Origin of the sequence: Streptomyces sp. WMMC940, assembly GCF_027460265.1 — a bacterium.
GTDB lineage: Bacteria > Actinomycetota > Actinomycetes > Streptomycetales > Streptomycetaceae > Streptomyces.
Genome location: NZ_JAPZBC010000001.1, coordinates 2,049,133 through 2,065,441 on the forward strand (window position 1 = coordinate 2,049,133; position 16,309 = coordinate 2,065,441).

At 71.8% G+C, this 16,309-nt stretch carries 18 protein-coding genes; 6 read left to right on the top strand and 12 right to left on the bottom strand.

The features are described from left to right. Positions 1-27: 27 nt before the first annotated feature. Both recG and O7595_RS08905 read right to left on the bottom strand, forming a co-directional pair. A complete protein-coding gene (gene recG, locus O7595_RS08900; RefSeq protein ID WP_269728187.1) occupies positions 28-2,214 on the bottom strand; it encodes an ATP-dependent DNA helicase RecG in 2,187 nt (728 codons plus the stop codon). 168 nt (positions 2,215-2,382) lie between these two features. Beyond that, positions 2,383-3,975 carry a DAK2 domain-containing protein gene (locus O7595_RS08905; RefSeq protein ID WP_269728188.1) on the bottom strand — a complete coding sequence of 531 codons (1,593 nt, stop codon included), beginning with the start codon at positions 3,973-3,975 and terminating at the stop codon, positions 2,383-2,385. Positions 3,976-4,244: 269 nt separating this feature from the next. Here O7595_RS08905 and rpmB point away from each other — a divergent pair, with 269 nt between their 5' ends. Continuing rightward, a complete protein-coding gene (gene rpmB, locus O7595_RS08910) occupies positions 4,245-4,430 on the top strand; it encodes a 50S ribosomal protein L28 (protein WP_003957616.1) in 186 nt (61 codons plus the stop codon). Positions 4,431-4,578: 148 nt separating this feature from the next. Here rpmB and thiD read toward each other — a convergent pair whose 3' ends face one another. Then, the gene (gene thiD / locus O7595_RS08915; protein WP_269728189.1) at positions 4,579-5,385 is read right to left on the bottom strand and encodes a bifunctional hydroxymethylpyrimidine kinase/phosphomethylpyrimidine kinase; all 807 of its coding nucleotides are present in this window, start codon (positions 5,383-5,385) and stop codon (positions 4,579-4,581) included. Continuing rightward, positions 5,382-6,344: a thiamine-phosphate kinase gene (locus O7595_RS08920; RefSeq protein WP_269728190.1), complete on the bottom strand. Its 963-nt coding sequence runs from the start codon at positions 6,342-6,344 to the stop codon at positions 5,382-5,384. Before O7595_RS08920 ends, thiD begins: the two co-directional genes overlap by 4 nt. A 242-nt stretch (positions 6,345-6,586) precedes the next feature. Here O7595_RS08920 and O7595_RS08925 point away from each other — a divergent pair, with 242 nt between their 5' ends. Then, entirely contained in the window at positions 6,587-6,820 is a 234-nt protein-coding gene (locus tag O7595_RS08925) for an Lrp/AsnC family transcriptional regulator (RefSeq protein ID WP_017947604.1), read from the top strand. Positions 6,821-6,843: 23 nt separating this feature from the next. Further along, the gene (locus O7595_RS08930; RefSeq protein ID WP_269732425.1) at positions 6,844-7,317 is read left to right on the top strand and encodes a DUF3515 domain-containing protein; all 474 of its coding nucleotides are present in this window, start codon (positions 6,844-6,846) and stop codon (positions 7,315-7,317) included. A gap of 56 nt (positions 7,318-7,373) precedes the next feature. Here O7595_RS08930 and O7595_RS08935 read toward each other — a convergent pair whose 3' ends face one another. From O7595_RS08935 to O7595_RS08945, 3 genes are all read right to left on the bottom strand, one after another. Next, on the bottom strand, positions 7,374-8,546 hold the full coding sequence (locus O7595_RS08935; RefSeq protein WP_269728191.1) for a D-alanine--D-alanine ligase family protein: 1,173 nt from the start codon (positions 8,544-8,546) through the stop codon (positions 7,374-7,376). Positions 8,547-8,631: 85 nt separating this feature from the next. Then, positions 8,632-9,669, bottom strand: coding sequence for an NAD(P)H-dependent glycerol-3-phosphate dehydrogenase (locus O7595_RS08940; RefSeq protein ID WP_269728192.1), 1,038 nt, complete (start codon positions 9,667-9,669; stop codon positions 8,632-8,634). Then, positions 9,666-10,418 carry a lysophospholipid acyltransferase family protein gene (locus O7595_RS08945; RefSeq protein WP_269728193.1) on the bottom strand — a complete coding sequence of 251 codons (753 nt, stop codon included), beginning with the start codon at positions 10,416-10,418 and terminating at the stop codon, positions 9,666-9,668. The genes O7595_RS08940 and O7595_RS08945 overlap by 4 nt, the downstream gene beginning before the upstream one ends. Before the next feature lie 158 nt (positions 10,419-10,576). Here O7595_RS08945 and cofC point away from each other — a divergent pair, with 158 nt between their 5' ends. Together cofC and O7595_RS08955 are read left to right on the top strand one after the other, a co-directional pair. Beyond that, a complete protein-coding gene (gene cofC, locus O7595_RS08950; RefSeq protein WP_332328139.1) occupies positions 10,577-11,218 on the top strand; it encodes a 2-phospho-L-lactate guanylyltransferase in 642 nt (213 codons plus the stop codon). A gap of 80 nt (positions 11,219-11,298) precedes the next feature. Then, complete coding sequence (locus O7595_RS08955) at positions 11,299-11,502, top strand: hypothetical protein (protein ID WP_269728195.1); 204 nt, start codon at positions 11,299-11,301, stop codon at positions 11,500-11,502. 97 nt (positions 11,503-11,599) lie between these two features. Here the strand turns inward: O7595_RS08955 and O7595_RS08960 are convergent, their stop codons facing one another. The 4 genes from O7595_RS08960 to leuC form a co-directional block, all read right to left on the bottom strand. Next, entirely contained in the window at positions 11,600-12,214 is a 615-nt protein-coding gene (locus O7595_RS08960; protein WP_269728196.1) for an HU family DNA-binding protein, read from the bottom strand. Positions 12,215-12,385: 171 nt separating this feature from the next. Continuing rightward, positions 12,386-12,613, bottom strand: coding sequence for a hypothetical protein (locus tag O7595_RS08965; RefSeq protein WP_269728197.1), 228 nt, complete (start codon positions 12,611-12,613; stop codon positions 12,386-12,388). A gap of 104 nt (positions 12,614-12,717) precedes the next feature. After that, positions 12,718-13,311, bottom strand: coding sequence for a 3-isopropylmalate dehydratase small subunit (gene leuD / locus O7595_RS08970; protein WP_269728198.1), 594 nt, complete (start codon positions 13,309-13,311; stop codon positions 12,718-12,720). A 5-nt stretch (positions 13,312-13,316) separates the two neighbouring features. Then, entirely contained in the window at positions 13,317-14,750 is a 1,434-nt protein-coding gene (gene leuC / locus O7595_RS08975) for a 3-isopropylmalate dehydratase large subunit (protein WP_269728199.1), read from the bottom strand. A gap of 176 nt (positions 14,751-14,926) precedes the next feature. Here leuC and ndgR point away from each other — a divergent pair, with 176 nt between their 5' ends. After that, positions 14,927-15,640 (top strand): IclR family transcriptional regulator NdgR, encoded by a 714-nt coding sequence (gene ndgR, locus O7595_RS08980; RefSeq protein WP_138052959.1) that lies wholly within the window; start codon positions 14,927-14,929, stop codon positions 15,638-15,640. A 119-nt stretch (positions 15,641-15,759) separates the two neighbouring features. Here the strand turns inward: ndgR and O7595_RS08985 are convergent, their stop codons facing one another. Continuing rightward, entirely contained in the window at positions 15,760-16,245 is a 486-nt protein-coding gene (locus O7595_RS08985; RefSeq protein WP_269728200.1) for a DUF4188 domain-containing protein, read from the bottom strand. Positions 16,246-16,309: the final 64 nt, after the last annotated feature.

The window sequence follows — 16,309 nt, forward strand, 5'->3', positions numbered from 1 at the left end:
GGAACGCGCTCGGGTCGGAGCCGCGGCTCAGCCCTTGTCCAGGTACTGCTCGCGGTCCTTGTCCAGCAGGGCGTCCAGCGCCGTCCGCAGCTCCGGGAGTCCCTCCAGCTCCGGGTCGGCGCCGACGACGGACACCGCCTCGTCGCGGGCAGCGGCGATGATCTCCTCGTCCTCGATGACCGCGAGGACCCGGAGCGAGGAGCGCACTCCCGACTGGGCCTGGCCCAGCACATCGCCCTCGCGGCGCTGTTCGAGGTCGATACGGGAGAGCTCGAAGCCGTCCAGGGTGGCGGCGACCGCACCGAGCCGGGCGCGTGCGGGGCTCGCCTCGGGCATCTCCGTGACGAGCAGGCAGAGCCCGGGGGCCGAGCCGCGGCCGACCCGGCCGCGCAGCTGGTGGAGCTGGGACACGCCGAAACGGTCGGCGTCCATGATGACCATCGCGGTGGCGTTCGGCACGTTCACGCCGACCTCGATGACGGTCGTGGCGACGAGCACGTCCACCTCGCCCGCGGTGAAGCGGCGCATCACGGCGTCCTTGTCGTCGGGCGCCATGCGGCCGTGCAGCACCTCCACGCGCAGGCCCTTCAACGGTCCGGCCGTCAGCTGCCCGGCCACGTCCAGCACGGCCAGCGGCGGCCGCTTCTCGGCCTCGTCCTCCGGCGACTTCCGCCGGGCCTCGGCGGAAGTGTCGAGGTCGTCGCCGATGCGCGGGCAGACGACGTAGGCCTGGTGACCGGTCTCGACCTCCTCGCGCACCCGCTCCCAGGCCCGCGCCAGGAAGTGCGGCTTGTCCGCGGCGGGGACCACGTGCGAAGCGATCGGCGAGCGTCCCGCGGGCAGTTGGTCCAGCACGGACGTCTCCAGGTCGCCGAAGACCGTCATGGCGACCGTGCGGGGGATCGGGGTGGCGGTCATGACCAGCAGATGCGGCGGCTGTTTGCCCTTGCCGCGCAGGGCGTCGCGCTGCTCGACGCCGAATCGGTGCTGCTCGTCCACGACGACCAGGCCCAGGTCGTGGAACTGCACCTTGTCCTCGATCAGGGCGTGCGTCCCGATGACGACCCCCGCCTCGCCGGTGGCGAGGTCGAGCAGGGCACGGCGGCGGGCGGCCGCGCCCATGGATCCGGTGAGCAGCACGACCTTGGTGGCGCGCTCGGCGCCGCCGAGCATCCCGCCCTCGGCGAGGTCGCCCATCATCTCGACGACGGACCGGTGGTGCTGCTGGGCGAGGACCTCGGTGGGCGCGAGCATCGCCGCCTGCCCTCCCGCGTCCACCACGGCGAGCATGGCGCGCAGGGCGACCATGGTCTTCCCGCTGCCCACCTCCCCCTGGAGCAGCCGGTGCATCGGATGCTCCGTGGCCAGGTCGCCGAAGATCTCGGCGGAGACCTTCCGCTGCCCCTCGGTGAGGGTGAACGGCAGCCGCGCGTCGAAGGCGTCGAGCAGTCCGTCCGGCACGGGCCGGCGGGCGACGGCGGGGAGCTGCGCGTCCGCGTACCGCCGCCGGGCGAGGGCGACTTGGAGGACGAAGGCCTCGTCCCACTTGAGCCGCTGTCTCGCGTCCTCCACGTCGGCCTTGGTCTGCGGACGGTGGATCTTGAGCAGGGCCTGCGGGAGGGGGACGAAGCCACGGCCCTCGCGCAGCGTGGCCGGCAGCGGGTCCACGGCCTCCGTCGCGTGCGGGAGGACGGCGTCGACGGCCTTGGCGATCTTCCAGGACTCCAGGCCCTTGCAGGCCGGGTAGATCGGGATGAGCTTTCCGGCGAAGGCGCTGACCGCTCCCTCGCCGCTCTCGGCGTCGAGCCGTTCGTACGTGGGGTGGGCGAGCTGCAGCTTCCGGTTGAACACGGAGACCTTGCCGGCGAACATGGCGCGGGTACCGGGCAGCAGGTCCTTGTGGGGCCGGTGGACGCCGCGCCCGAAGAACACCAGCTGGAGCCGTCCGCTGCCGTCGGTGATGGTGACCTCCAGCCGCTGGCCGCGCCCGCCGTTGAACGTGAGCACGCGGGCGTCGGCGACCTGGGCGACGACGGTCACGTGCTCGTCCAGCGGCAGCTCGGCGAGCCGGGTCAGCTGTCCGCGCTCCTCGTACCGGCGCGGGTAGTGGTGCAGCAGATCACCGACGGTACGCAGGTCGAGGTTCTCGGCCATGACCTTGGCGGTCGCGGGGCCGAGCGTCTTGGTCAGCGGTTCGTCCAGCACGCCGTCCATTGCACACCACGGCACCGACAACCGTCAGGCGCCCGCGGGAACGGCGCGTTCCGCAGGGCGTACGGCGCGCACCCGAGGCGCCGGGGAGGCGCGGCGGGCGGCCGTCGGAGCCCGGTCCCCCGCGAACCGTCCGGAAACCGCACGGAGCCACCGTCCGCGGGCGGGCGGTCACTCCACGCCGACGAGGAGCGGGGCTCCCGCGCCCCCGTGGTAGATCACCGTGTCCACCGCCAGGTGTCCCGCGCGCACGTGCGCCTCCAGCCTCTCGCCGAGCTCCGGCGGGGCGTCCTCGGGGAGGACCAGGGTGACGAGTTCGCCGCCGGCCGAGAGCATGCGGTCCAGAACCGTTTCGGCGGTGGTCGCGAGGTCCCCGCCGATCACCGCCACATCGCCCTCGATGAGCCCCAGCACGTCCCCCGCCTGGCAGACGCCGGCGGACGTGAAGGACTGCCGCTCGGCGACGGCCAGTTCGCCGTAGCGCGTCGCGCCCGCCGCCGAGGTCATGGCGACGACGTCCTCGTCGAAGCGCCTCCCGGGCTCGTGGACGGCGAGCGCGGCGATGCCCTGGACCGCCGAGCGGGTCGGGATGAGGGCGACCCGGACGCCCTCGGTGCGGGCCTGTTCGGCCGCGGCGGCCGCCGTGTGCCGCAGCTCGGTGTCGTTCGGGAGGAGCACGACCTCGCGGGCGTGCGCCCGCCGGATGGCGTCGACGAGCTCACCGCTGGCGGGCGGTTCGCCGGGCCGGGCGAGCACCGTCGTCGCGCCGGCGTCCGCGCACAGCCCGGCCAGTCCCTCCCCCGGCACCACGGCGACTACGGCCCGCTGGACCCGCTCCCGGGGCTCGGCGTGCCCGGCCGCCGCGAAGTGGGTGATCCGGATCCGGTACGGCCGGCCCGCCTCCACTCCGGCCTCCACCGCCGCACCCGCGTCGTCGACGTGCACATGGACGTTCCACAGCCCGTCACCGCCGACCACGACCAGCGAGTCGCCGAGCGCGTCGAGTCGGGACCTCAGCCGGGCCACGGCGGTGTCGTCGGCCTCCAGGAGGTAGATCACCTCGAAGGCCGGACCTCCCTCGGCACACGGTTCGGCCGCCGTCGTCACGGCGGGGTGGGCGCGCACCGCGGGCCGCACCGACGCCTCCCCCGTCACCGCCTCGGCCAGCGCGCCCAGCACCGCCACCAGGCCCTGTCCTCCGGCGTCCACGACGCCGGCCCGGCCCAGCACCTCGAGCTGTCCCGGCGTTTCCGCCAGAGCCCGGCGCGCGCCCGAGTAGGCGGCCGCGACCGCCGCCGCGTCGTCGCCGTGCGCCGTGCCGTGCGCGGCCTGCGCGGCGGCGGAGGCGACGCTCAGGATCGTGCCCTCCACCGGGTGCGCCACCGCCTCGCGGGCGGACTCCGCGGCCCGCCGGAGCGCCTCGGCGGCCCCGCCGCCCCGCTCCCCGAGCACCTCGGCCATGCCGCGCAGCAACTGCGCCAGGATCGTCCCCGAGTTGCCCCTCGCCCCGATCAGCGCCCCGTGCGCCATGGCCCGCACCGTGTCGGCGAGCGCGGGGGCGGCCGAGCCGGTCCCGTACGCGGCGAAGACCGCCTCCACGGCGGTGGCCGCGGACTCGACGGTCAGATAGAGGTTGGTGCCGGTGTCACCGTCCGCGACCGGATAGACGTTGATCGCGTCGATCTCCTCGCGCTCCCGGCCCAGTGCGTCCAGAGCGAGCGAGCACCAGGTGCGGACCGCCAGGGCATCGAGGGGCTGGGGCAACGAGGTCCTCCTTCGGCGGTCCCTCCACGCCGCGGTGGCGGACGTGGGAGGGGAGGCTGGGCTGCACCGCAGGGTAGACCCGGGCCGGGCCCGGAACCGGGGTGGGGGCGTGGGTGCCCGTGGTAGTTTCGTTCTACGGGCGCAGCCGTTGTATGCTGCTCCGGTTGCCCGATGAGAATCGGGCCATTCCCCCGGCAAGCCACTTCAGACCACTGATTCCGGCACGCCGGATTTCACTGTAAGTGCATCTGAAGTCTTTGGAGTGACCCGTGGCTGCCAACTGCGACGTCTGCGGCAAGGGGCCGGGCTTCGGCAACAACATCTCCCACTCGCACCGCCGTACGTCCCGTCGCTGGAACCCGAACATCCAGCGCGTGCGTGCCGTGGTCGGTCGGACGCCGAAGCGGCTCAACGTCTGCACCTCGTGCATCAAGGCCGGCAAGGTCTCGCGCTAAGTGATGCTCCCCGCGTTCGTGCGGGGATGATCCCGCCGACGTCTCGTCGTAGCGCAGCCCTGCGGTTGCCTTGAAAGCCGGTCCACCTCTCGGTGGGCCGGCTTTTCGCCGTACGCGCCCGGGCCGGAGCGCGCCGGCCCGGACCCCGTCAGCGGCCCGGCCGGTGCCGTTCCCAGGCGTGGTCGACGGGGCCGATCCCGCCGCCGAGCGCGAATCCCGCGGCGATCGCGCCCGTCACGTACGCCTTGGCGGCCGAGACGGCCTCGGGGACGTCCCGTCCCTTGGCGAGCTCCGCCGCGACGGCCGAGGCGAGGGTGCAGCCGGTGCCGTGTGTGTGCCGGTTGTCGTGCCGCGGGGCACGCAGCCAGTGGGCCGCGGTGCCGTCGGTGAGCAGGTCCACCGCGTCCCCTGCGAGATGACCGCCCTTGATCAGCGCCCATCGCGGCCCGAGGGCGAGCAGCGCGTCCGCCGCACGGCGCAGATCGGTCTCGCTCTCCACGCGTACGCCGGTGATCCGGACGACCTCGTCGAGGTTCGGGGTCGCGACCGTGGCCGTCGGCAGCAGCTTCGTACGGACGGATTCGAGTGCGGAGGCGGCGAGCAGGGAGTCGCCGTGCTTGGAGACGCCGACCGGGTCGACGACCACGGGGGCGTCCGTGCCGGCCAGCAGGTCCGCGACGGCCTCGACGAGTTCGGCCGAGGCGAGCATCCCGGTCTTCACGGCCTGGACCCCGATGTCGTCCACGACGCTCCGGTACTGGGCCCGCACCGCGTCGACCGGCACTTCCCAGGCTCCCTGCACCCCGAGGGAGTTCTGCGCGGTCACCGCCGTGACGACGCTCATCCCGTGCACGCCGAGGGCGAGCATGGTCTTGAGATCCGCCTGGATCCCGGCGCCGCCACCGGAGTCGGACCCGGCGACGGTGAGCACCCGCGGCGGTGCCTGCCGCGTCATGTGCCCTCCCCGAAGTGGTCCCAGCCGCCCTTGCTGGTCCAGGGCGCCCCGTCGACGGTCACCTGCGGCAGCGCGGACGGGTTGAGCACCTCGCCGATCACCTTCCAGCGTGCGGGCAGCTTCGCGTCCGGCGGGAAGGTGGCGACGATCGCGTGGTCCTCACCGCCGCTGAGCACCCACTGGAGAGGGTCGACACCGACGGCCTGGCCGATGTCGTTCATCTGCGAGGGGATGTCGATGAGACCGGAGCGCAGGTCGATGCGGACCTTGCTGGCCTCGGCGATGTGGCCGAGGTCGGCGACGAGGCCGTCGCTGACGTCGGTCATCGCCGTGGCGCCGAGTCCCGCGGCGGCCGGGCCCGCGTGGTACGGCGGTTCGGGGCGGCGGTGCGCCTCGACGAACGCGCGCGGCGAGCGGAACCCGCGGGAGAGCACTGCGTGTCCGGCGGCGGACCAGCCCAACCAGCCCGTGTAGGCGACGACATCGCCGGGCTGCGCGCCGGCCCTGGTCACCGGGTCGTGGTTGCGCAGATCGCCGAGCGCGGTGATCGCGAGGGTGATCGTGTCGCCCCGGACGACGTCGCCGCCGACGACCGCCGCACCGGCGACCTGGCACTCGTCGCGGATGCCGTCCATCAGCTCGGTGGCCCAGGTGACCGGGAGATCGGCGGGGACCACGAGGCCGAGCAGCAGAGCGGTCGGCACGGCGCCCATGGCGGCGATGTCGGCGAGGTTCTGCGCGGCGGCCTTGCGGCCCACGTCGTAGGCGGTGGACCAGTCGCGCCGGAAGTGGCGTCCCTCCAGCAGGAGGTCGGTGCTGGCCACGACCCTGCGGTCGGGTGCGGACACGACCGCGGCGTCGTCGCCGGGTCCGAGCCGTACCGCGGGGGTGGAGGTGAGCCTGGAGGTGAGCTCCCTGATGAGCCCGAACTCCCCCAGTTCGCCCACAGTGCCCTTCATCTCGTCATGCCCTTCGTCGCCGCGGTGCCGCCGGACGGCCCGGCCCACCTGTTCGTCGTGCGGTCGCGAGCCGTCACCGCTGTCGGTACCGTCGAGTAGGCCCCGTCGGCCGTCAACTTCTGTGCCCGGTACGCCACGCTGCGCACGCCCCGGAACGCGCGGGTCTCCCCGCGGCCCGCGGCGACGCGATACCGTGGCGTCCCTTCTCCCCACATGATCCTCGTGGCCGCCCTGGAGGTTCCGTGGTACAGGCGTACATCCTCATTCAGACCGAGGTGGGCAAGGCGTCGACGGTCGCCGACACCATCTCCAAGATCCCGGGAGTGATCCAGGCCGAGGACGTGACGGGTCCCTACGACGTGATCGTGCGCGCCCAGGCCGACACCGTCGACGAGCTGGGCCGCATGGTGGTCGCCAAGGTCCAGCAAGTGGACGGCATCACCCGTACGCTCACCTGCCCCGTCGTGCACCTGTAGCCCCCGTCTACGCTTGGCCGGTGATGACTCACCGCCGGCTCCCGTTCCTGCCCTTCGCCGCCGTGCTGCTGGCCGCCGCGGGCTGCTCCTCCACGGACGCCGCCCCGTCGGTCACGGTTCCCGCTCCCCCCGCCGAGGAGAAGGCCCTCTGCCTGGCGTTGCACAAGGCGTTGCCGGAGTCGGTGGCCGGTGAGAGCCGCCGGGATCCCGAGCCCCGCTCCGAGCTGACCGCCGGGTGGGGGGACGCCGCGATCGTACTGCGCTGCGGGGTTCCGCGCCCCGCGGGGCTGCAGAGCGAGCAGGCGGACGGGGTGGAGGTGAACGGCGTGGACTGGTACTCCGAGGAGCTGGAGGACGGCGCCCGGTTCACCACCACCTACCGCAGGACGTACGTCGAGGTGACGCTGTCGGACCGGTTCACGGACATGGGGCCGCTGACGGATCTGGCGGGACCGGTCGCCCGGACCGTCCCTCCTCTCTTCACCCGGAATCCCTAGGTGCCCCGCTGAACCGAATCTCCCCGCACCCGGTGGCGGGTGCGGGGAGATTCGGTTCAGCGCAGTCCGGTGGAGCGGCGCAGCGCGGCCCGGATCAGCAGGTCGACGAGCTCCGCGTAGTCGACCCCGGACTCCTGCCACATGCGCGGGTACATCGAGATGGGCGTGAAGCCCGGCATGGTGTTGATCTCGTTGATCACGAACCGGCCCGCCTCGGTGAGGAAGAAGTCCGCGCGGACCAGTCCCTCGCAGGACGCGGCCTCGAACGCCTCGACGGCGAGCCGCTGCACCTCGGCGGTCTCCTCGTCGGTGAGCGGCGCGGGCACGAGCCCGGTGGCCGAGTCGATGTACTTGGCCTCGAAGTCGTAGAAGTCGTGCGAGGACACGGGCGGGATCTCGGCCGGCACACTGGCGCGGGGGCCGTCCTCGAACTCCAGCACACCGCACTCGATCTCGCGGCCGCGCAGCAGCGCCTCCACGAGGATCTTCGGGTCGTGGCGCCGGGCCTCCTCGACGGCCCCGTCCAGGCCCGAGAGGTCGTCGACCTTGGTGATGCCGATCGAGGAACCGGCACGGGCGGGCTTCACGAACAGCGGCCAGCCGTGCTCGCCGGCGAAGTCGACGATCCTCTTACGGGCGGCGGAAGGATCCTGCTCCCACTCACGGGGCCTGATCACCGCGTACGGGCCGACCGGCAGTCCGAAGGAGACGAAGACCCGCTTCATGTACTCCTTGTCCTGGCCGACGGCCGAGGCGAGCACCCCGGCTCCCACGTACGGGACGCCGGCGAGTTCGAGCAGGCCCTGGAGCGTGCCGTCCTCGCCGTACGGGCCGTGCAGCACGGGGAAGACGACGTCGACCTCGCCGAGCGCCTTGGGCACGGAGCCGGGCTCGCTGTAGACGACCTCGCGGTTGGCCGGGTCCACGGAGAGAACGACGCCGCCCTCGGCCGATTCGGCGAGGTCGGCGACGGACGGCAGCCTCCGGTCGGCGATGGCCATCCGGTCGGGCTCGTCGGCCGTCAGCGCCCAGCGGCCGTCCGCCGTGATGCCGATGGGCAGGACGTCGTACTTGGTGCGGTCGATGGCACGCAGTACGGCGCCGGCCGTCACGACGGAGATCGCGTGCTCGGAGCTTCGGCCGCCGAAGACGACCGCGACACGCGGCTTGCGGAGCGCCTCACCGCCGGTGGGGACGAGGCCGGTGCTCTGGGACTGGTTCTCGCTCATATCGCGACGAGCGTACCCTGCGCCTCCGCCGGGCCGAAGGGGCGCGCGGCCACCGAACGGAAGAGTGCCTTCCGGCGCCCTTCCCTCAGTGGCGCTCGGGCTTGGCGCTGCGGGACATCAGCTCCTTGAGCGCGACGACCGGCGGCTTGCCCTCGTGGACGATCGACACGACCGTCTCGGTGATGGGCATGTCGACTCCGTGCCGGCGGGCGAGATCGAGAACCGACTCGCAGGACTTGACGCCCTCGGCCGTCTGCTTGGTCGCGGCGATGGTCTCCTGGAGCGTCATCCCGCGGCCGAGGTTGGTGCCGAAGGTGTGGTTCCGGGAGAGCGGGGAGGAACAGGTGGCCACGAGGTCGCCGAGGCCGGCGAGGCCGGCGAACGTCATCGGGTCGGCGCCCATGGCGAGTCCGAGGCGGGTCGTCTCGGCGAGCCCCCGGGTGATGAGGGTGGCCTTGGAGTTGTCGCCGAGGCCCATGCCGTCCGCGATGCCTACGGCCAGTCCGATGACGTTCTTGACCGCGCCGCCGAGCTCGCAGCCCACGACGTCGGTGTTGGTGTAGGCGCGGAAGTACGGGGTCATGCAGGCGGACTGGAGGCGCCGGGCGACGCCCTCGTCGGCGCAGGCGACGACCGCGGCCGCGGGCTGGCGGTCGGCGATCTCCTTGGCCAGGTTGGGCCCGGTGAGGACGGCGACCCTCCCCCGGACCTCGTCCGGGGCGCCCCCGGCCGGTGCCTTGGCGACCACTTCCTCGATGACCTCGCTCATCCGCTTGGCGGTGCCGAGTTCGACGCCCTTCATCAGGGAGACGAGCACGGTGTCGGGGGCCAGCAGCGGCGCCCATTCCGTGAGGTTGGCGCGCAGGGTCTGGGAGGGGACGACGAGGACGGTGAAGTCGGCGTCGCGGGCGGCCTCGGCGGGGTCGGTGGTTGCCCGGACCGCCTCGGGGAGCTGGACCCCCGGCAGGTAGTCGGGGTTGGTGCGGGTGCCGTTGACGGCGTCGACCAGTTCGGCGCGGCGGCCCCACATGGTCACCTCGCAGCCGGCGTCGGCGAGGACCATCGAGAAGGCCGTGCCCCAGGAGCCGGTGCCGAAGACGGCCGCCTTGACGGAACGAGTCACTTGATCCCCTCCCCGGCGGCCCTGCGCCGCTGTTCGGCCCGCGCCTGGCGGTGGTCGTACGGCGTCGCCGGCGCCTTCTCGCCGCGGATCTCCTCCAGCTGCGCGGTGATCGCGGCCATGATGACCTCGGTGGCCTCGCGCAGGACGTCGGGGGTGGGCTCCATGCCGTGGAACCGGTCGAGGTCCACGGGCGGCCCCGCCTGCACGACCAGGGTCTTCCGGGGGAAGAGACGCAGCTTGTTCTCCTTGGCGTAGGGCGGCATCGCCATGTTGGCGCCCCACTGGGCCACGGGGATGACCGGGGCCTTGGTGAGGAGCGCGACGCGCGCGGCACCGGTCTTGCCCGCCATCGGCCACATCCCGGGGTCCCGGGTCAGCGTGCCCTCGGGGTAGAACGCGACGCACTCGCCGCGCTCGATGGCGTCGACCGCGGCGCGGAAGGCGTCGAGGGCGTTCGTCGTCTCCCGGTAGACGGGGATCTGGCCGGTGCCGCGCAGCATCGTGCCCACGAAGGAACCCTTGAAGAGCCCGGACTTCGCCAGGAAGCGCGGGACCCGTCCGGTGTTGTACTGGTAGTGCGCGTAGGAGAGCGGATCCAGGTAGGAGTTGTGATTCACCGCGGTGATGAATCCTCCGTCGGCCGGAATGTGCTCCATTCCCCGCCAGTCCCGCTTGAACAGAACCACCAGCGGCGGTTTCGCGATGACCGCAGCAAGGCGGTACCAGAAGCCGATTCTGCGGCGGGACACTCGGACACCTTCCTCTTTGGACCTGACTGCCGCCCGGCTGGTGCCCGGCTGCTGGGGGTCAAGTGTCGCCCCAGGCCCCTGGTCTGTCGAGAACACCGTACGCCCCGCCTGCGACGCCGGGTCGCCGGACGGTCGTGATCGCGGGTGACAATGGGCCCGTGCACTGGTCACTGGTCGTCCCCCTGAAACCGCTCGCACTGGCCAAGAGCAGGTTGTCGGAGGCCACGGGTGGTGCGATGCGGCCGCGGTTCGCGCTCGCCTTCGCACAGGACACGGTCTCCCGGGCGCTGTCCTGCCGCACGGTGCGGGATGTGGTGGTCGTCACTGACGATCCGCTGGCGGCGGCCGAGCTGGCGGCCCTGGGCGCGCGTGTCGTCCCGGACTCGCCGGGCGCGGGGCTCAACGCGGCGCTGGCCCACGGGGCCGCCGAGGTGCGCGCGCTGCGGCCGGCCGCGGCGGTGGCGGCGCTCAACGCGGACCTCCCGGCGCTGCGCCCCGAGGAATTGGAACGGGTGCTCGCCAGGGCCCGGCAATTCCCCAGGGCTTTCCTGGCGGATGCCGCCGGAATTGGCACGACATTCCTGTCGGCGGCACCCGGCACAGAATTGCGTCCCGCATTCGGCGGGCACTCACGGCAGCGGCATTTGACCTCGGGGGCCGTGGAAATCGAATTGGACGGGGTGGAGTCGATACGCCGCGACGTGGACACGGGCGGCGATCTGCGGGCCGCTCTCGCGCTGGGCGTCGGCCCGCGGACGGCGGCCCGGTGCGCTACGGCACCGGTCGGCTGGAGCTGCTGAACCACGGCGGCCGCCGACCGCGCCGGACCCGGGCGGGCCTGGACGGAACGCCCGTCCCGGGCGCCGGATAGGCTCGGGGCATGCAGGCGACCGCGTACACGTACGACCCAGTGACCCGCAGCGGGAGTGTGCTGCTCGACGACGGGACTCCGGTGGACTTCGGCGCCGCGGCGTTCGACGCCGGGGGGCTGCGGCTGCTGCGCCCGGGCCAGCGGGTGCGGATCGAGACCGAGGGCGAGGGCGACACCCTCCGGATCACGCTGGTGACCCTGCAGACGCTGTGACCGGCACGGTCCGCACGGTGCGGGAGAACGCCGCGGGCCGGGCTCCCCCTGGGGGAGTCCGGCCCGTCGCGTGAGTGGCCCTGAAATGGTGCGCCGCTTACTTCTTGCGGGCAGTGGTCTTCTTGGCGGTGGTCTTGCGCGCGGTGGCCTTCTTCGCCGGCGCCTTCTTGGCCGTCGCCTTCTTCGCGGGAGCGGTCTTCTTCGCCGTCGCCGCCTTCTTGGCGGTGGTCTTCTTCGCCGCCGCGGTGGTCTTCTTGGCGGTGGTCTTCTTCGCCGCCGTCTTCTTCGCGGCCGTGGTCTTCTTGGCGGTGGTCTTCTTCGCCGCCGCCTTCTTGGCCGTCGCCTTCTTCGCGGCCGCCTTCTTCGCGGCGGCGCCCATCTGCAGGCTGCCCTTCGGAGCCTTCTTCACGGACACTTCGCCACCCCTGGGGAGCTTCTTCGTGCCGCTCACCAGGTCCTTGAATCCCTGGCCCGCGCGGAACCGCGGCACCGAGGTCTTCTTGACCCGTACGCGCTCGCCCGTCTGCGGGTTGCGGGCGTAGCGGGCCGGGCGGTCCACCTTCTCGAACGAGCCGAAGCCGGTGACCGAAACCCGGTCGCCGCCGACAACCGCGCGGACGATCGCGTCGAGGACCGCGTCGACAGCTTCGGCGGCCTGCTGCCGGCCGCCCATCTTGTCGGCAATCGCTTCTACGAGCTGCGCCTTGTTCACGTCTTCCCCTTCGGAGACATCGCCGGAACGAAACTGTTCAAGCTATTTCGCACGTTAGGCAGATATATACCGCAAATCAAACACGAAACGGGCTAATCACCCTAGTGCCGCAACGAAGTCGACCGTCGCGGCCACGCGACCGCGCCGCATATCGACCCCGTCGCCGGGTGGTCAGTCACCTTGGGGGAATCGACCTTCATCGAGGTCCTTCATCAACCGGTCCAGGCGCCTTGCGGCGTCTGCGAGATCGTGCTTCGCCACGGCCGTCACTGCCAGCAGCTTCCGGGACAGCGCCATCCGCACGCCCTCCGGAACTTGCAGTTCGCGCACTGTCGTGTGTGCTTCCTTCAGTCGGGCCGCAACCGCCTCGTAGAGCTCGAGTTGGCTGTCGCGTTCCATGCACCGATTGTGCCATCTGGGGCGAGTTGTCGCCCCACAGGGCATCAACATGCGACTGCGCCCCCCACCGGGCGGTGGAGGGCGCAGTTCGGGAAAACCGCTGCTCAGACCTCAATCGTACGAGGTTTGAAGGCCGGCCTGGAGGCTTCGTAGGCCGCGATGTCGGCTTCGTTCTGAAGGGTGAGGCTGATGTCGTCGAGGCCGTTGAGCAGCCTCCATCGGGCGTTCTCGTCGAGTTCGAAGTCGGCGGTGACGCCTGGGGCGCGGACCTGGCGCTGTTCGAGGTCGACGGTGATGTCGACGTCGGGGTCGGTCTCGGTCAGTTCCCAGAGCCGGTCGACGGTCTGCTGGGGGAGTACCACGGTCAGCAGGCCGTTCTTGAGGGAGTTGCCGCGGAAGATGTCGGCGAAGCGGGAGGAGATGACTGTCTTGAAGCCGTAGTTCTGCAGGGCCCAGACGGCGTGTTCGCGGGAGGAGCCGGTGCCGAAGTCGGGGCCCGCGATCAGCACGGTGGCGCCCTGCCGCTCGGGCTGGTTGAGGACGAAGTCGTCGTTCTTGCGCCAGGCCTCGAAGAGGCCGTCCTCGAATCCGTCGCGGGTGACCTTCTTCAGCCAGTGGGCGGGGATGATCTGGTCGGTGTCGACGTTGCTGCGGCGCAGCGGCACGGCCCGGCCGGTGTGGGTGGTGAAAGCTTCCATGGTGGTCAGACTCCGGCGGGCGTGGGGGTGGCGGACACGTCGGTGAGGTCGGCGGGAGAGGCGAGGTGGCCGAGGACCGCGGTGGCGGCGGCGACCTGTGGCGAGACCAGGTGGGTTCGTCCGCCTTTGCCCTGGCGGCCTTCGAAGTTGCGGTTGGAGGTGGAGGCGGAGCGCTCGCCGGGGGCGAGCTGGTCGGGGTTCATGCCCAGGCACATCGAGCAGCCCGCGTGCCGCCATTGGGCGCCGGCCTCCTTGAAGACCTTGTCCAGCCCTTCCTCGACGGCCTGCAGGGCGACCCGCACCGAGCCGGGAACGACCAGCATCCGTACGCCGTCGGTGACTTTGCGGCCCTGGAGGACCGACGCCGCCGAGCGCAGGTCCTCGATACGGCCGTTGGTGCAGGAGCCTACGAAGACGGTGTCCACCTTGATGTCGCGCAGCGCCTGTCCGGCGGTCAACCCCATGTATTCCAGGGCCTTTTCCGCGGCGAGACGCTCCGAGGCGTCCTCGTACGATGCGGGGTCGGGGACCTGTCCGGACAGCGGTGCGCCCTGGCCGGGGTTGGTGCCCCAGGTGACGAACGGGGCCAGTTCGGCGGCGTCGATGAACACCTCGGCGTCGAAGACCGCGTCGTCGTCGGTGCGCAGGGTCCTCCAGTAGGCGACGGCCGCGTCCCAGTCCTCGCCCGTCGGGGCGTGGTCGCGTCCTTTCAGGTAGTCGAACGTGGTCTGGTCGGGGGCGATCATGCCCGCTCGGGCGCCGGCCTCGATGGACATGTTGCAGATGGTCATCCGGGCCTCCATCGAGAGCTTCTCGATGGCCGGGCCGCGGTATTCCAGGACGTAGCCTTGGCCGCCGCCGGTGCCGATCCTGGCGATGATGGCCAGGATCAGGTCCTTGGCGGTGACGTCGTCGGGCAGTTCCCCGTCGACGGTGATCGCCATGGTCCTGGGGCGGGCCATGGGCAGGGTCTGGGTGGCCAGTACGTGCTCGACCTGGGAGGTGCCGATACCGAACGCCAGCGCGCCGAAGGCGCCGTGGGTGGAGGTGTGGGAGTCGCCGCAGACCACGGTGGTGCCCGGCTGGGTCAGCCCCAGCTGCGGCCCCACGACATGGACCACGCCCTGCTCGACGTCACCCAGCGGATGCAGCCGGACGCCGAACTCCGCGCAGTTCTTGCGCAGGGTCTCCAGCTGCGCACGGGAGACGGGGTCGGCGACGGGCTTGTCGATGTCCAGGGTGGGGGTGTTGTGGTCCTCGGTCGCGATGGTGAGGTCGAGCCGCCGCACCCGGCGCCCGTTCTGACGGAGACCGTCGAACGCCTGCGGACTCGTCACCTCGTGCAGCAGGTGGAGATCGATGAAGAGGAGATCGGGCTCGCCCTCGACGCGCCGGACGACATGATCGTCCCAGACCTTCTCCGCGAGTGTCCTACCCATCGCTTTCCCTCCGGCCCGGCAGCGTCGCCGGGCACCAAATAGAGATCGATTGCGCCGCCGTCCGCATACCGGGCCGGGCGGGGAGCGCGGGCCCTTGTGCGGCCGCACATCCAGAGTCGCAACTTCTCGGAGAATTTGAACTTGCGTTTCACAGAGTGAGACGTGAGTATCGTTGCATGGACAACTCTAGCGGCGTCGGCGTTCTCGACAAGGCAGCTCTGGTACTGAGCGCCCTGGAGTCCGGTCCGGCCACCCTCGCCGGGCTGGTCGCGGCGACAGGGCTCGCACGACCCACGGCACACCGCCTCGCCGTGGCACTGGAACACCACCGGATGGTGGCGAGGGACATGCAGGGCCGGTTCATCCTCGGCCCGCGGCTGGCGGAGCTCGCAGCCGCCGCCGGCGAGGACCGGCTGCTGGCCACGGCGGGGCCGGTGCTGACGCATCTGCGCGATGTGACGGGCGAGAGCGCGCAGCTCTACCGCCGGCAGGGAGACATGCGCATCTGCGTGGCGGCCGCCGAGCGGCTGTCCGGACTGCGGGACACGGTGCCCGTCGGCTCCACGCTCACCATGAAGGCGGGCTCCTCGGCCCAGATCCTGATGGCCTGGGAGGAGCCGGAGCGGCTGCACCGCGGTCTGCAGGGGGCGCGCTTCACGGCGACGGCACTGTCCGGCGTCCGGCGCCGGGGCTGGGCGCAGTCGATCGGCGAGCGGGAGCCCGGCGTCGCGTCCGTCTCGGCGCCGGTGCGCGGCCCCTCGAACCGGGTCGTCGCCGCCGTCTCGGTCTCCGGACCGATCGAGCGCCTCACCCGACACCCCGGCCGGATGCACGCACAGGCCGTCATCGACGCGGCGGCACGCCTCTCCGACGCCCTCCGCCGCGGCTGACCGGACGGGTCCCGCGGCCGCCCCGCCCGCCGACACCGCGGGGCGGCCCGATCACGCCGCGGGCGGGACTCCCCCAGGAGCCCCGCCCGCGGCGTTAGCGGAGCGTCTGCGCCCCGCGATCATGCCGGGCGCAGACGCTCCGCGGCCCGTTCACCGCGCCGGGCGACCGGGACGACACCGCTCGCCGCACCCAGACCGAACGCGGGCATGTTCACGTAGACGTTCTCGTACGAGCCCGCCGGCACGATGTACGTCTCGTGCCAGAAGCCGACCTTCCCCCTGCCCTCGCGCATCCGCCGGTTGAACGCCGCCCAGGCCGGGCGGTGCTCCCTGTCCTGGGCCGCCGCGTAGGCGAAGAGCTTCTCCTCGGTGTCCCAGTACTGGACGGTGCAGAGGACGCGTGGACCGCCCAGCAGCAACCGGTAGCCGAGCAGCCCGCTGTCCTCGTCCTTCGACAGCTCCTTCAGCATCCGCGGCATGGCCCGGAACACCGGCCACCAACTCCGCACCGAGCGGAAGCTGTTGATGCGCATGCCGATGAGGAAGACGACCACGTCGCCCTGCGCGTCGGCGGTCATGCGGCCCTGGATCGGTGTGCTGCCCATGACGGTTCCTCCTCGAGTGCCAATTGGATAGTTCAGCTATCCATGATTGGATAGTGACACTCCC